Source organism: Ensifer sp. Root558 (assembly GCF_001427045.1).
GTDB lineage: Bacteria > Pseudomonadota > Alphaproteobacteria > Rhizobiales > Rhizobiaceae > Ensifer > Ensifer adhaerens.
In genome coordinates this window covers 41,249-54,467 of the sequence record NZ_LMGC01000036.1, presented here as the reverse complement: position 1 = coordinate 54,467, position 13,219 = coordinate 41,249, and the positions used below count along the sequence as shown (strand labels likewise).

At 63.0% G+C, this 13,219-nt stretch carries 11 protein-coding genes; 5 read left to right on the top strand and 6 right to left on the bottom strand.

The genetic code is table 11. The features are described from left to right. The first annotated feature begins 228 nt into the window (after nt 1-228). Nucleotides 229-1,062: an MBL fold metallo-hydrolase gene (locus tag ASD63_RS29780; RefSeq protein WP_043613689.1), complete on the top strand. Its 834-nt coding sequence runs from the start codon at nt 229-231 to the stop codon at nt 1,060-1,062. 96 nt (nt 1,063-1,158) lie between these two features. After that, a complete protein-coding gene (locus ASD63_RS29775) occupies nt 1,159-1,341 on the top strand; it encodes a hypothetical protein (RefSeq protein WP_060530244.1) in 183 nt (60 codons plus the stop codon). Between the two features lie 125 nt (nt 1,342-1,466). On the opposite strand, the gene ASD63_RS29770 is transcribed toward ASD63_RS29775, so the two are convergent. From ASD63_RS29770 to ASD63_RS29745, 6 genes are all read right to left on the bottom strand, one after another. Further along, entirely contained in the window at nt 1,467-2,231 is a 765-nt protein-coding gene (locus tag ASD63_RS29770) for a polysaccharide deacetylase family protein (protein ID WP_034799174.1), read from the bottom strand. Further along, nucleotides 2,228-3,325 (bottom strand): glycosyltransferase family 4 protein, encoded by a 1,098-nt coding sequence (locus ASD63_RS29765; RefSeq protein WP_034799173.1) that lies wholly within the window; start codon nt 3,323-3,325, stop codon nt 2,228-2,230. The genes ASD63_RS29770 and ASD63_RS29765 overlap by 4 nt, the downstream gene beginning before the upstream one ends. Nucleotides 3,326-3,472: 147 nt before the next feature. Next, on the bottom strand, nt 3,473-3,754 hold the full coding sequence (locus ASD63_RS29760; RefSeq protein ID WP_034799172.1) for a hypothetical protein: 282 nt from the start codon (nt 3,752-3,754) through the stop codon (nt 3,473-3,475). A gap of 103 nt (nt 3,755-3,857) precedes the next feature. Further along, entirely contained in the window at nt 3,858-5,312 is a 1,455-nt protein-coding gene (locus ASD63_RS29755) for a lytic transglycosylase F (RefSeq protein WP_060530243.1), read from the bottom strand. Nucleotides 5,313-5,348: 36 nt separating this feature from the next. Then, entirely contained in the window at nt 5,349-7,451 is a 2,103-nt protein-coding gene (locus tag ASD63_RS29750) for a mechanosensitive ion channel family protein (protein ID WP_060530242.1), read from the bottom strand. A gap of 141 nt (nt 7,452-7,592) precedes the next feature. Further along, on the bottom strand, nt 7,593-10,184 hold the full coding sequence (locus tag ASD63_RS29745) for an SH3 domain-containing protein (RefSeq protein WP_051659487.1): 2,592 nt from the start codon (nt 10,182-10,184) through the stop codon (nt 7,593-7,595). A 427-nt stretch (nt 10,185-10,611) separates the two neighbouring features. Here ASD63_RS29745 and ASD63_RS29740 point away from each other — a divergent pair, with 427 nt between their 5' ends. Genes ASD63_RS29740 through ASD63_RS29730 form a run of 3 tightly spaced genes read left to right on the top strand, consistent with a single transcriptional unit; the run spans nt 10,612 to nt 13,214 of the window. Next, nucleotides 10,612-11,061 carry a helix-turn-helix transcriptional regulator gene (locus tag ASD63_RS29740; protein WP_034799168.1) on the top strand — a complete coding sequence of 150 codons (450 nt, stop codon included), beginning with the start codon at nt 10,612-10,614 and terminating at the stop codon, nt 11,059-11,061. 27 nt (nt 11,062-11,088) lie between these two features. Then, nucleotides 11,089-12,960 (top strand): hypothetical protein, encoded by a 1,872-nt coding sequence (locus tag ASD63_RS29735; protein ID WP_060530241.1) that lies wholly within the window; start codon nt 11,089-11,091, stop codon nt 12,958-12,960. Between the two features lie 32 nt (nt 12,961-12,992). Beyond that, complete coding sequence (locus tag ASD63_RS29730; protein ID WP_034799164.1) at nt 12,993-13,214, top strand: hypothetical protein; 222 nt, start codon at nt 12,993-12,995, stop codon at nt 13,212-13,214. Nucleotides 13,215-13,219 lie beyond the last annotated feature (5 nt).

The window sequence follows — 13,219 nt, the reverse complement described above, 5'->3', positions numbered from 1 at the left end:
GAGCGCAACAAAAAGTTTCATTGGCTGTTACCAAGGAGACACCTCAGTCCGTTTCTGCAGCCTAGAAGATAGGCGAGGAGCGGATTTGGCCGGAGGGGGACTTGGCGACGCGATGGTTAGTTTCCAAATAATAACCCATGGCATTGCAGGGGTGTGGCCATCTGTGCTTGTTTAACAGTCACACAAGGATCAAAATGGTCCAAGCGTGCGTAGTGAAGCCGAAACTGAATGCGTGACGACAACTTTCGAGTGCGGTTCTGGGGCGTAAGAGGAAGTTTGCCGGTCTCCGGCCAACAATACGTCGCCTATGGGGGAAATACATCCTGCATCGAAATTCGATGCGGCAAGGACGTATTGCTGTTCGATGCCGGCTCTGGCCTGCGCGAGGCTGGCTATGCGCTGATCGCCGAAGGCGTCGAAGAGTTCGATCTGTTCTTCACTCACAGCCACTACGACCACATTATCGGTCTTCCCTATTTCAAACCCATCTACAAATGTCGCAATTCGGTGCGCTTCTGGTCTGGCCATCTGCACGGCACTATGACCACGCGGGAGATGATCCGCGATTTCATGCGCCCACCATGGTTCCCGGTCGATCCCGACATCTGTCAAGCGAGCCTCGACGGCATGGACTTCAAACCCGGTGACGTGCTGACCCCGCGTGCCGGCGTCACCATCCGCACGACGAGCCTCAACCATCCCGGTGGCTGCGTCGGCTATCGGATCGAATGGAACGGCCGCGCCGTCGCTCTCGTCTACGATACCGAGCACGAGCCGGGCGTCCTCGATCCCGGCGTGCTCGAACTGATCGCCGGGGCCGACCTGTTCGTCTACGACTGCACCTATCTCGAAAGCGAGATGGAGCATTTTCAGGGTTACGGACACTCGACCGGCATGCATGGCGCACGACTGGCGATGGCCGCCGGCGTCAAGCAGCTCGCCATGTTCCACCACGATCCGTCGCGCACCGATGAGGCGTTGGCCGCCATGGAACGCGATGTCCAGGCGACATTCCCCGGCGCCTTTGCCGCCCGCGACGGACAGATCGTCGAGCTCGATTGAGCATCTGAAATCGCGTCGGGATGTCCTTTACCCGAAATTCGGGCCGGAACTATTTCACGCCTCGTGGATTCCTTCTTTCCAAAGAAGGAGCACCGCATGACCAAGGACAAGAAGGCCCAGCAGGCGATCGAGGAAACCGGCAAGGATCCGTCGGGTGGGCAGCATCTTCCAACCGCAGGTCCTCATGCAAAGGATCGACTGACCGACAAGACCAAGACCCCCGGTTCAGGGTTGCTGCCGGACAACGATGACGACACTGTCGTACCCGGTAGCGGCTGAGGTGGTGTTCCAGCAAAACATGGGCCGTCGCATCCGACGGCCGCGCCTCCCTGACATGGCGGCAAGCGTCCCTACTGTTTGTCGCGGCAGCTGGCCAAACTACGCTTCCGCCAGCGAAAGGATCATTAAGCTATGAGGTCGGCTCCGGTCCGCCAGCGACAGGCCGGATGCGCGGCCGTAAGCGTGAAGAGCTCCTCCATGAAGGACCAAACGCCGGCGTCGTGAACCAGATGATGGGTGAGCACTCCGATGGTTCGCCCGGCCTGATCCCGCCTCTTTTCATCGTCACCGCAGATCTGCCTTAGCCTGGCGATGATGTCTGCTACAATCGCCGCGTGCTCGCGGCAGCCGCGTGTTCCCTGCCAATCCATCACATCGGCATGGGTGTTGACGAGCTTGAAGAGCGAGGGTTTTTCCGGACCGAAGACCGACAGCGCCGCAAAACCGACCCCGGGCAGGTCATCCAGAAGCGCGCCGTCGATCCGGTTCCACGGCGGCACCAGCATCGGCACAAAGCTGCGCGGAAACAGCGCCTGGAGACGCGCGTAACCCTCCGTGAGTTCATCGAGAACCGTTGAGCGTGGCCGGTGCGCGCCGAGTTCCTGTTTCTTTTCCTCGGGCGGAGCATGGTTGCGGTGCGCCCAGCCGTGCACCGCGACGCTGACGCCGGCATGTCCATCGAGGCGGCGCGCAAGCGCCTCGCCCGTCAGCGCGGGCGGCACGGCGATGACCACCGGAACCAGGTGCTTGTCAACCAGCGACAACAGGCGGTCGAGACCTGCCGTCGGCTCGGCGGCGTCGTCGTCCCGCAGCCAGAAATCAACCTGTCGACCGGACGCGGCCACGCGGTCGAGCGCGACGGCAAGCTGCTGCCAATGGGGTCGTCTCATGCCGTCGCCTCCAGATGCTCGTCAAATATCGTGCGCAGCCGCCGCGCCGCGGCAGGGAAGGAACGTTCGTCGTGGACGAACCGTCCGGCAGCCGTACCCAATCTCCGCCGAAGGACCGGATCCTCTATCAGCGCGCGCATCGCCGCCGCAAAGGCGGTGGCATCGCCGTCGGGCGTAAGGATCCCTGTCTCGCCGTCCCTGACCACTTCCGGCACGCCGGCGGTATTCTGCGCAACGACTGGCAGGCCCGCCGCCTGAGCTTCGAGATAGGCAAGCCCATAGGCCTCGCCGCAGCCCGGCCAAACGTAGAGGTCGCTGCCGGCAAGGATAGCCGGCAGATCGGCAGCGCTCCTTTCGCCGCGCCAGTCCAGCCGGTCGGACGGCAAGGCCGAGAAGGCCTGTTGCACCTCGTCGCGGCACGGACCGTCGCCGACGATCGTCAGGGTCCAGCGGCTATCGGCGATGTGTGTCAGCGATTGCGCCAGCATGCGGTAGCTGTCCAGCTTGTCGCCGCTGCGCATCATGGCGACTACGACCATGCGGCAGAGGTCATCCGTGCTTCCGCCGCCCGGCACGAAAGGGGCCGCATCGATGAAGGGTGCAAGCATCGCGTGGCGGCAGTCGGGCGCGGCCTCCAGCAGGCCATCCCGGTCCCGGCGCGTCATGCAGATGTTGACTGCCGCCTGCTCGATGGCCTGGAGCACGTGGCGTTGGGCGATCGCGCGCACGCCCTCGTTTCGCCGCGCCGAGTAGGAGGCTTCTGCCGTTACGTAGGGGATGGTGAATTCGGCGGAAAGCGAAGGGCCGAGCAGGTCCGGCGCCTTGTAGTAGGGATGGTAGCAGAACCATAGATCGGGGGCGCCGTCGCGCATCCAGCCCTGCCGGAGGCGGGTGATCTCACCTGCCGCCGCTTGCTCCAGTTCACGAAAATCTACGTCCGACGCGGCCGCCATGAAGCTGCGCAGGTCCGAGACGACCGCGACCTCGTGCCCTCCCGCACGGAGTGCTGCAACCAGCATGCGCGCCATCAAGCGATCACCCGAAGGCACGGGATGGTCAGGGGATTTCAGCGGTGCGTAAAAGGCGATCTTCATCCGCAGCGAGCTATCGTTTCTCCGCGGCGGCCTGTCAACCGACCGCGCCGGGAGCTTGCCGCTTTCCGGTGGGAGCGCGGGAGAGGAAAGCATGCGTCCGCGCCGCCATCTGCAGCCAAGGGGATACCAGGCCCGACCGCCAGCGGTTCATCGGTCGATCGGCAAATCGTAGTAGTCCCGGCGGATCAGTTTCAGCGAACGGTCCGGCTCGATGACATAGGTTTCCTGAACGAAGCTGTTGCCGCTCGTGAAGCGGTGCGGGACGATGCTGCCGACGGGCGCCTTCGTCAGCTTCGTGCGCGGCTGCCCGCCATAGGTGATGCTGCCGGGGATCGGCTCCAGGTCCGGCGTCGTGCAGCCCGCAAGCGTCACCGCGGACAGAGCAAGCAGGCCAAACAGCCCGCCAAGGCTGCGGATGTTTTTCACCATGATCACCTGGCAGCCCCATCGCCGTCCGTGGACCGCTCCGTGCCTGCCACTCCTTGTTTCGTTTCTCTTCTTCCAGCGCGGCCAGATCGCGCCGCCGCGTTCGCTAAGGCGTTGCAGCCACCCCTGTGCTGCCGGCCTTCTCGACCGTGGTTTCCGTATCATGCTCCGAGAGCAGGCTATAGGCGACATAGTATTTGTAGATATTGCTGACGTATTGCACCGTCTCGCGCCCAACGATCGCCGCCGCCGCATTCTCGACATTGCCGAACCAGAGGTTCGGGCCGAGCCCCATATCCTTGGCCTTGGCCCTGAACTTGCGCAGGTTCCCCGGTCCGGCATTGTAGGCCGCGAAGGCAAACAGCATCTGGTTTTTCGGCGTGACGGCCGGGTCGTCGATGTAGGTATCGACAAGGTAGCGCAGATATTTCGAGCCCGCTTCGACGTTGAGGTTCTCGTCCTTATCGATGCCGCGAATGTTGACGGCCTTGTCCGCAGCGGTCGATGGCAGCAACTGCATGATGCCGACCGCGCCCCTGTGGCTGCGGCGGGACTGATCGAGCTGCGATTCCTGGTAGCCCTGCGCCATCAGCATCAGGTGGTCGAAGGAATAGGTCTTCCCGTGCGTGCGGAAGATTTCCACGAGTTGCTTGAAACGTTCGACATCGGCTGGCGCATAGGCGCGCTTCAGCATCTTGTCGCCCTTGTAATAGGTGCTCCTCAGGATGTTGCCGAAGGTCGTCCCGACCTTGTGGGTCTTGACGAAGTCGTCGAGCACACCTTTAAGCTTGGGGCTGTCCTTGCGGATCGCCCAGGCGATCTCCCCGTGGTCGGAAACGACGATGTCGTCGCGCACCTTGAGGTCGGTGAACACCTTCACCCAGATGTCCGCCTTGTATTTGTCGACGACCGTCCAGGGCAGCAGGCCGGCATTGATCATCTCCAGGACGTCTTCGTCCTCGAGGTTCTCATCCATGTCCTTCAGCGTGATCGGCGCGCGACCGGCCTTTTCGAAGCCGGCGCTGAGCGCCGCCAGGTGCTCGTAATAGCTGCTCGATCGGCGCACATGCAGTTCCTGCCCGCTCAAATCGTCGACGCTTGTGATCGCCGGCGCCGAAGGGCCGGTGACCAGCACCTCCTTGGCTTCGTCGAACAGCGGCGCGGTGAAATCGACCTTTGCAAGCCGCGTCTCGGTTATCGTCAGATTGGCCATGACGATATCGCCAAGCCCTTCTTCGAGCGCCGAGAGCAGACGCGCCCGCGGCATCGGCAGGAACCCGACGCGGATCTTGTCGATCTGCTTCTTCCTCCCCTTGTTGAGTTCGTGTTCGAGCGCCGTTCCGAAGTCGACGGCCGTGCCCAATTGCTGGCCGCGATCGAGGAAATAGATGGTCTTGCTGAAAGGCACGATGATGCGGATCACGCGCCGCTTTTCCATGCCGTCGAAGTCGTCCTTGTGGGGGACGAACATCGAGCGAAGGAATTGCTCATTCGACTGTGCCAAGGCGCCGCTTCCCGTGAAGAACACGAGAAGCAGCAGCCCCAAGAGAACGCGTTTCATGTCAGCCCCCAGCCCGAGAACCCTGTTGCCGAAATGCTATTCCTGCGGCGGACCGCCTTCGCCAAGCGCGGCGGCCGCATTCTTCTTGGCGATGGCGTCGCGGGTCGCGGCGGCCGCGGCGACGGATTGCTGCTGCTCGTCGCCCGCCACCTGCACGGTCGGCGAGGCGAAGTTGATGCCGTTTTCCTTGAAGGATTCCTTGATCATCACCTGCGCCCGGCGCCGGACCTGGGTCTGTGCCCCCGGCTTCGTCTTCATGGCGAAACTCAAGGTCATGCCGTAGTCGCCAAAGTTCTCGACACCCTTCATCTTGACCGTTTCCAGGATCAGCGGCCCGATATCCGGATCTTCGAGCAGCTTGGCGCCGATGCCCTTCACCAGTTTCTTCACCTTGGCGACGTCGGCATCGAAGGAAACGTTGATCAGGAACTTGTCGATCACCCAGTCGCGGCTCATGTTCTGCACCGCGCCGAGCGAGCCGAAAGGCACCGTGAACACGGGACCGCGATGATGCCGGAGCTTGACCGAGCGAATGCTGAAGGATTCGACCGTGCCCTTGTAGCTGCCGCTCTGGATGTATTCGCCGATGCGGAAGGCATCGTCCATCATGTAGAAGATGCCGCTGATGACGTCCTTGACCAGCGTCTGCGAGCCGAAGCCAATCGCCACGCCGAAGACACCGGCGCCGGCAATCAGCGGGCCGATTTCCACCCCAAGGCCGGAGAGCACCATCAGCACGGCCACGATCGCGATGAAGGCTGCCAGAAAGTTACGCAGGATCGGCAGCAACGTCATCAGGCGGGTGTTGCGGGCGCGCTCGGCCGGGTCTTCGGTCGCGTGATTGGCCTGCTTGACGCGCAGGTTGATGAAACCCTTGACGAGCTGCCAGACCAGATCTGCAGCCAGCAGGATGACGATACCCGCCAGGACGCCGCGGAACACCCGATTGAAGGCGTCGTCCTGCATCATCGACGTGGCGCTGACCTTGAAGACGAGCGCCAGCCAGCCGGCGGCAAGCGCGATGACCAGCAGCCGTGCCCCGCGCTCGATGAAGATGTTGCGCACCACGCGCGGATCGTCCTCTGCCGAGCTATCCAGCATCGTCTTGGTAAAGGCGCTCGTGAAACGCAGCAGCGGCGGCAAGCCGATCACGTAAAGGCCGATCCAGAACAGCACGTCCATGCCGGCGACCCAAAGCAGCCAAAGCACGATCAGGAAGGCAACCAGGAACACGTTGCCGACGATACGGCGCGAACCGACGACGGCCCCCACCGGACGCCGCACGACTGTGAGGATCCCGAGCGCGAGGACCACGAGCCCAAGAAGCGCGGTGATGAGATTGCGCACGTCCGCGGAAATCGACAACGCGCTCATCGCGTCGCCGACACCCCAGACGAGCGCCCCGCTACCGATCAGCCATAGGGCATGCCGGTGCCAGAAGCTGGCCTCATCGGGCGTGAGCGAGAGGTAACCGCCTCGCCCGTCCGCATTCCCCTCGTTGACCGGTCCCCCCGTCAGGACCGCCGAGGCGATGATCATCAAAAGGCGTGCTCCGATCCAGGCGCCGAGCAGCGGCGCGATCGTCGTTTCCAGCCGCGTCGGCCAGTCGGCGATCGCCAGCACCGACATGCTGGCAGCCGCAAAAACGATAAGCGGCAGAAGCCGTGTGAGCATGGTGCGGGCCGGCCCCGTCAGCACCGCCCCCTTCAGGCTGCGTCCGAGCAGCCAGCGCAGGAGATATTCGGCGCCGTAGCCGATCGCCAGGATCAGGAAAAACCCTTTGAGGATGGGAGCGGCGCCATGGCTCTCCATGTCGCCGGAAAGGCGCTGGCGCGCCGCCTGCATTTCCGGAAGGACACGCGGCACGGCGTTGCCGATGCCGGTCAGATGACGCCTGATTTCGGCGGTCCAACGCGCCACGACACCGGTTGCGGGCGTTCCGGCCGGAGCTTCGGCCGCAGTGGCGGGCGGGGCCTGTTTCGTCGACAGCCACTGTTTCACTTCCGGATCATCGAGAAGCTGGATCAGCTGCTGGACCTTTGCGGGCGGAGCCGCCGGCGCGGCTTCCTGCGCCAGCCCTGGCGAAACCAGCCCGAAAACAGCGGAAAGAAAAGCAAGGAGACCAAAGAGCGGCCCCATAAGCAAGCGACCCGACGACCCGACACAGCCCATTCTCATCACCCCCGACGAACATGCCCGTCCCCCGACCGGCACGACTCCCAATCTTTACAAAGGCTAACATACCACCGGGCTGTTGCGTCAACGCCAAATGCGACGCGGTCAGCGGCGACGGAAGCCACCGCCACCGTGGAACCCACCGCCTCCGTGGAAACCGCCTCCACCATGGAAGCCACCCCCACCGCCAAATCCACCACCACCCTGGAAACCGCCGCCGTCAAAGCCGCCGCCCCCGAAGCCGCCCGGGCGGTCAAAGCCGCCACCGCCACCGGTCGGGAAATTCAGCGGCCGCTGATCGAACGACTGCCGCTCGAAGCTGCGCTGGTTGCCGAGCTGCCGGCCGATATTGTCGATCGCCAGATGGTCGGGGGCACGCTCGCGGGCAGCCTGCGCCACACCTTGGCCGGCCTGCTGCCGCGTCTCGATCCTCTGGTTGATGTTCTCCGCTGCATCCGGATGATTGGCGGAGAATTGCTCGCCCGCCTTGGTCCTATCCTGGATCAAAGGCTTCTGGACTGGCTGCCAACCGTCGGGCGTATGCTTTTGCCATCGTCCGTCGTCACGACGATACACGTTTCCGTCACGGCCGGCATAGACGTCGCCGCCCTTGCCGCCGGCGACAAAGCCATGGTTCCCGTCCGACGTGCGCCAATTGACGCCGGCGCCATTGGCGGTCGAGCCGCCGCTGATGCGGGCAAAATCGGATCCGTGCTTGACGGACGCGGTGCCCCAGCTTCCGTAGACGTTATGTCCGCCGCGAGCGATCGCCGCGTTGCCTGTGCGTGGATTGTAGGCGGCGACGAAGCCGCGGTCTCCGTTCGGTCCGTAGCCGGCCACGCCGCGAACATAGGTGCCCGTGCGCGGATTGTAGGCCGCACCGGCAGCAATGCCGCGATAGGGCCCGTAGGCATATCCATAGCGGCCGAACGTACCGATGGCCGGATTATAGAAGGCGCCGACGCCATAGGTTACCGGGCGTGGATAATAGGGCCAGTAACCGCCACCGGCCCAGCCGTAATCCCAATAGTCGTCATAGTACCAGCCGGTGCCGTAGACGAAGGTGTCCCAGGCGAGATAGGCACCCAGGTAACCCATCGTATAGCCGAACCAGACCGCGTCGGGCTCGGTATCGTAGATGCGCACATAGGTGGCATTGTAGATCGGCGACGACGGCGGGATGGTATAGATCTCGTCCGGCACCGCCTTTGCCACAGCGAACGGCCCGGTCGGTGCATCGCCGACGAACCAGACCCCGTCCTTCAGCACGAAATACTTGTCGCCGACCTTGATGACGGTCTCGTTGGTGTTGACCGCGTAGGTCAGGGACGTCCCGTCGATCGTTTCGAACTTCGGGTCGCCGCTATAGGCGACGTCCACCGTGACGGAGCCATCGAGCGAGACACGCGCCTTTTCGGGGATGCTCGCCTTCAGCCGCGCCTCTGCGTTTTCGGAGGTACCGGGAACGGACGCGCGCACCATGTAATAGGCGGCATCCTGCGGAATGTTCTGGAAGTCCTGCGGCAGCTTGGGCGTCGCGAAGGTCCAGGGGCCGTCGAGCGCGGTGCTCGCGAACCAGCGACCGGATACGAGGATGTACCAGCTTGAGTCAGCGTCACGGTAAAAGGCGTCGCTCTCGGTGTTGGTCGCAACCTTGAGACCGGTGCCCGGCACCTGTTCGAGTTTCGGCTCACCGTCGAAGGCGAGCAGTTCCGACGGCTTGTCCGAATAGATCACGTCGGGCACGATCACCTTGTCCGCCTGCGGCGGGATCGCCGCCTTGGCATCCTTCCAGTTGTCGTCGTCCGGCAGTTTGCTGAGTATGTCGGGAAGCGACGAGGCGGACTGCCATCCCGAGGCGAGATCCTTCGATTGCAGCCATGACTTGTCGTTGCGCAGGTAATAAGTGGCGTCAGCCTCGACCTTGAACAGATCCCAATTGGTGTTGACCGTGAAGGAGAGCCCCTCGACGCCCTTGACCGGGGCAAACACGGCCTTGCCGTCGGTCTGCACCAGGATCGCCGGCTTCTTGCTGATAAAGATCGGCGGCGCGTCGGCCTTCAACCCCTCGACATTGCCGAGCCGCTGGTAGTCGGCGAGGCTCGCCGTCAGCTTGTCCTCCGAAATGGTGATCGTCCCGACCGGCATCAGCTTGCCGACCTCGAGCGTCAGATCCGCCAGTTCCTTCCGGTCGAGGACGGAGAAGTTGATCTCGGTCATCTTGATATCAGAAACGACGACCTGGCCGGAGGCGCTGTCGGCATCGGTCTTGCCGGTAACGCCAACCACGCCGAAGATCGGCTTGGCGTCGTCGGACTGCTTGTATTCGGCGGCGATCAGCGCATCGAGTTCGGTGAAATCCTTCCAGGCGTTGATCTGCGGCTGATAGAGCGTGATGGTCGCGCCACTATCGGTCTTGTAGGCGCGCGGCCAACCGAGCCCCTTGGGATCGGCATCGTTCAGGTACTTGCCGCTCACGAAGCCGTTCTGGCCATTGAAGCTTACCGCGCACCAGGTGCCCGCATCGTCGCATTCCTTGACATCGACCTCGGTTCCCTCGGCGATCGTCCCCAGACTGTTGAAGCCGGTTCCCGGTCCTTCCCGGAAATTGACTGAGGCGCTCGTCGTTGCCGGCCCGGCCTGCGCCGGAACCGCGGCAATCGCGAGGAGGGTGAAGGCGAGTGTCAGTCTGCGCATTACGGTTCTCCGAGATCCCGGGCGGCCGACCCGCGCCCGCAACGACTGAAGCCGAAGCTGGCACCGGAACTGATTGAGCCATAGACATCTTTGCCCATCGCCACAGCGCAAGTACGTAACAGTAACGGCGACCGTAACGGGTCACCGAGAAGTTAGACACAACGGAGCGGAACGTGCCGCAGCAAATGCCGGATACCGGAACGATTCGGAGCGCCGCAGGGGCGCATGCCGTTTCACCGCCCCTCCCCGGTCCTTCAGGTTGCCCGCTTCTGTCCCGATCGCGACGGTCGCTATCCCGTCTCCCCGGGCAAATTCATTAAAGCGTCGCAAATCTTTGTGTTTTAGCCCGTAGTGATTGCATAGAGTCATTTATTCAAGCAAACTCATATGTATGATTTGACCACTCCTACGTGCGGAGGAAATACAAGTGAACACGAAAGCCCCCAGCCAGATCGATGTCTTTGTCGGTTCCCGCGTCAGGATGCGTCGGTTGATGGCCGGACTGAGCCAGGAGAAGCTGGCCGACGGTCTCGGGATCACATTCCAGCAGGTACAGAAGTACGAAAAAGGCACCAACCGCATCGGCGCGAGCCGTCTGCAGGCGATCGCCGATATCCTCGGCGTGCACCCGAGCTTCTTCTTCCAGGAGGGTGAAGACCCTGCCGGCGCACGCAACGGCGACACAACACGCGAGCCGAGCGAAATCTCGTCCTTCGTTTCGTCGAAGGAAGGGATCGCGCTCAACCGCGCTTTCCTGAAGATCACGGACCCGGTGCTGCGCAAGAAGATCATCTCGCTGGTCGCCGCCGTTGCCCAGACGCCGGAGACCGAGACCGTCCGCTCAAGCACGAGCCACGCTCAGGACCTGCACGGCTAAGCACCCGCGCCCGACAGGAATGACCGGATGACATTCAGACTGCAGACCCTCGGGCGCTTGCGGCTCGTCGATAACGGCGGGCGTGAGGTAGCGTTTCCCGAAAAGGGTCTGCTGATCCTGTGTCATCTGATCGTCGGCGGCCATAGCGAGAAGTCCAGAAACGATGTCGCCAAGCTCCTTTGGGACGAGATCGTCCCGAGCCAGGCCTTCGTCAATCTGCGCAAGACGGTCTCCCGCATCAGCGCGCGCCAGGAAGAACTCGGCTGTCACTTCCTGAGTTTCTCGCCGTCGGCCGTGCGCTTCGACGCCAGCCGGCTCAAGAGCGACCTCGATACCATCGGGCGTGAGGCGGGCGATCCACTTTCCCGTCTCCAGTGGGCCGTCGAAACCTTCCAGGAAGACTTCCTCAAGGACTTGAAGTCCCAGGGGCAGGCGCTGCATGGCTGGATCGAGCGGCAGCGTGGCGAGCATATGGCGCTGCTGCGCGAAAGCCTGCTTCTCGCGGCAGCGGAGGCGACGAACAATCATCGCAAGCTGGTCAAGGCGGCAGCGACCCGGCTGCTCGAGCGCAACCCGCTCGACGAGGACGTGCGCAAGATCCTGACCCAGGCGTTTCAGCTTGAGGGCTACCATCTGGAAGCGCGGGCTGTCTCGAATGGCGGCGGCGCGATCGCGATCAGCAGGCCGGAATTGCGGTCGATCTCGACGATAATCGCGCCGACGTCGGAGTCGGCTGCCGACTCGCGCCCGCCGCGCGTCGTCCTTCTGCCGCCGAACAACGGCGCGATCGACAGTCCGGCAACACAATTTGCAAGCGCCCTGATCGAGGACGTGACGATCGGGCTTTGCGCGCTTCGCTCGGTTTCGGTGATCGCGCCCTACACGGCCGCACAGATCAGCCTGCAGGCAGACAAGGCCAGCACCTACCAGAAGCACGCCATCAGCTACATTCTCGACACGCGCCTGACCGACGAAGGCAGCCGGCTGACGCTCTTCACGCAACTGATCTTCTTTGGCAATGACGAAGTGATCTGGGCCGACCGTTTCAATCTCGATGGCGACGGGCTGATGGCCTCACGGCGGGAAATTGCCCGCCAGATCGCACTGGCGATCGCCAACCAGGTGGAGCGTAACGAGACCCATCGCCAGACCTACGAGACCAATGTCGGCTCCTACCGCAGCTTCCTGCTCGGACAGCGCTATCTCAAGCAGCTCAACCTTCCGGAGCTGCGGCGCGCGCGCAAGAGTTTCCGCCAGTCGCTCTATGAGAACTCCGGCTTTGCGCCGGCGATGAGCGGGCTCGCCCGCAGCTATTTTTTCGAGTGGCTGCTGACAGCCCGCGGCGACGCAGAGCTGCTGGCGCTTGCGGAACGGCATGCGCGCGATGCGGTGGTGGCCGACGACACGCTGGCAACGGGCTATCGCGAGCTTGGCGTCGTCAAGCTCTACTTGAGACAGTTCGACGAGAGCATGGAATACCATGACAAGGCGGAGGCGCTGAGCCCTCAGCACGCCAACGTGATCGCGAGCTACGCCGACACGCTGGTGCAAGCTTCGCGCCCCGAGGGTGGCCTGCGCAAGATCCAGGCAGCAATCGATCTCAACCCGATTGCGCCGGACGAATATTTCTGGACCGCGGCCGGCGCCAGTTACTCGCTTGGCCAGTATGAGCAGGCGATCGCCTATATCGAGCGCATGCGCGATCCGACCCCTGCCGACCGGCTGTCGGCGGCAAGTTGGGGCATGCTCGGCAACCGGAAAAAAGCGCGCCAGTTCGTCCGTAAGACTTTCGACGTGCATCCGGACTTTGATCTCGACAAGTGGATGACCATCGTTCCCTTTAGGGAAGAATGGCAGCGCGTTCATTATTGCGAGGGCCTGCGCAAGGCGGGCTTCTGATTTCTCACATCAGCAACGGCCAGGAGGGGAAAATGGCAAAAGTAGTGGTGATCGGTTTGGCGGGTGACAACCGGCTTTGGGTTGCGGATCTGGATGCGGGCACGGTCTCGCAGATCGCAACGCCGACGCAGGGGCCGCTGGCTGCGGCCAACGACCTGCGTAACAACAGCGGGGCAATGGTGCACAAGGGCGTCAATCTCGCCGTGGTTGCGGCCTCGTCCGGCTCCGTTTCCGGCGGGTTCATGGACGGCTAGTCCAC

Coding starts and splice junctions, on each gene's coding strand:
- ASD63_RS29780 (WP_043613689.1), top strand. CDS start 229: ATGCGTGACGACAACTTTCGAGTGCGGTTCTGGGGCGTAAGAGGAAGT.
- ASD63_RS29775 (WP_060530244.1), top strand. CDS start 1,159: ATGACCAAGGACAAGAAGGCCCAGCAGGCGATCGAGGAAACCGGCAAG.
- ASD63_RS29770 (WP_034799174.1), bottom strand. CDS start 2,231: ATGAGACGACCCCATTGGCAGCAGCTTGCCGTCGCGCTCGACCGCGTG.
- ASD63_RS29765 (WP_034799173.1), bottom strand. CDS start 3,325: ATGAAGATCGCCTTTTACGCACCGCTGAAATCCCCTGACCATCCCGTG.
- ASD63_RS29760 (WP_034799172.1), bottom strand. CDS start 3,754: ATGGTGAAAAACATCCGCAGCCTTGGCGGGCTGTTTGGCCTGCTTGCT.
- ASD63_RS29755 (WP_060530243.1), bottom strand. CDS start 5,312: ATGAAACGCGTTCTCTTGGGGCTGCTGCTTCTCGTGTTCTTCACGGGA.
- ASD63_RS29750 (WP_060530242.1), bottom strand. CDS start 7,451: ATGGGGCCGCTCTTTGGTCTCCTTGCTTTTCTTTCCGCTGTTTTCGGG.
- ASD63_RS29745 (WP_051659487.1), bottom strand. CDS start 10,184: ATGCGCAGACTGACACTCGCCTTCACCCTCCTCGCGATTGCCGCGGTT.
- ASD63_RS29735 (WP_060530241.1), top strand. CDS start 11,089: ATGACATTCAGACTGCAGACCCTCGGGCGCTTGCGGCTCGTCGATAAC.
- ASD63_RS29730 (WP_034799164.1), top strand. CDS start 12,993: ATGGCAAAAGTAGTGGTGATCGGTTTGGCGGGTGACAACCGGCTTTGG.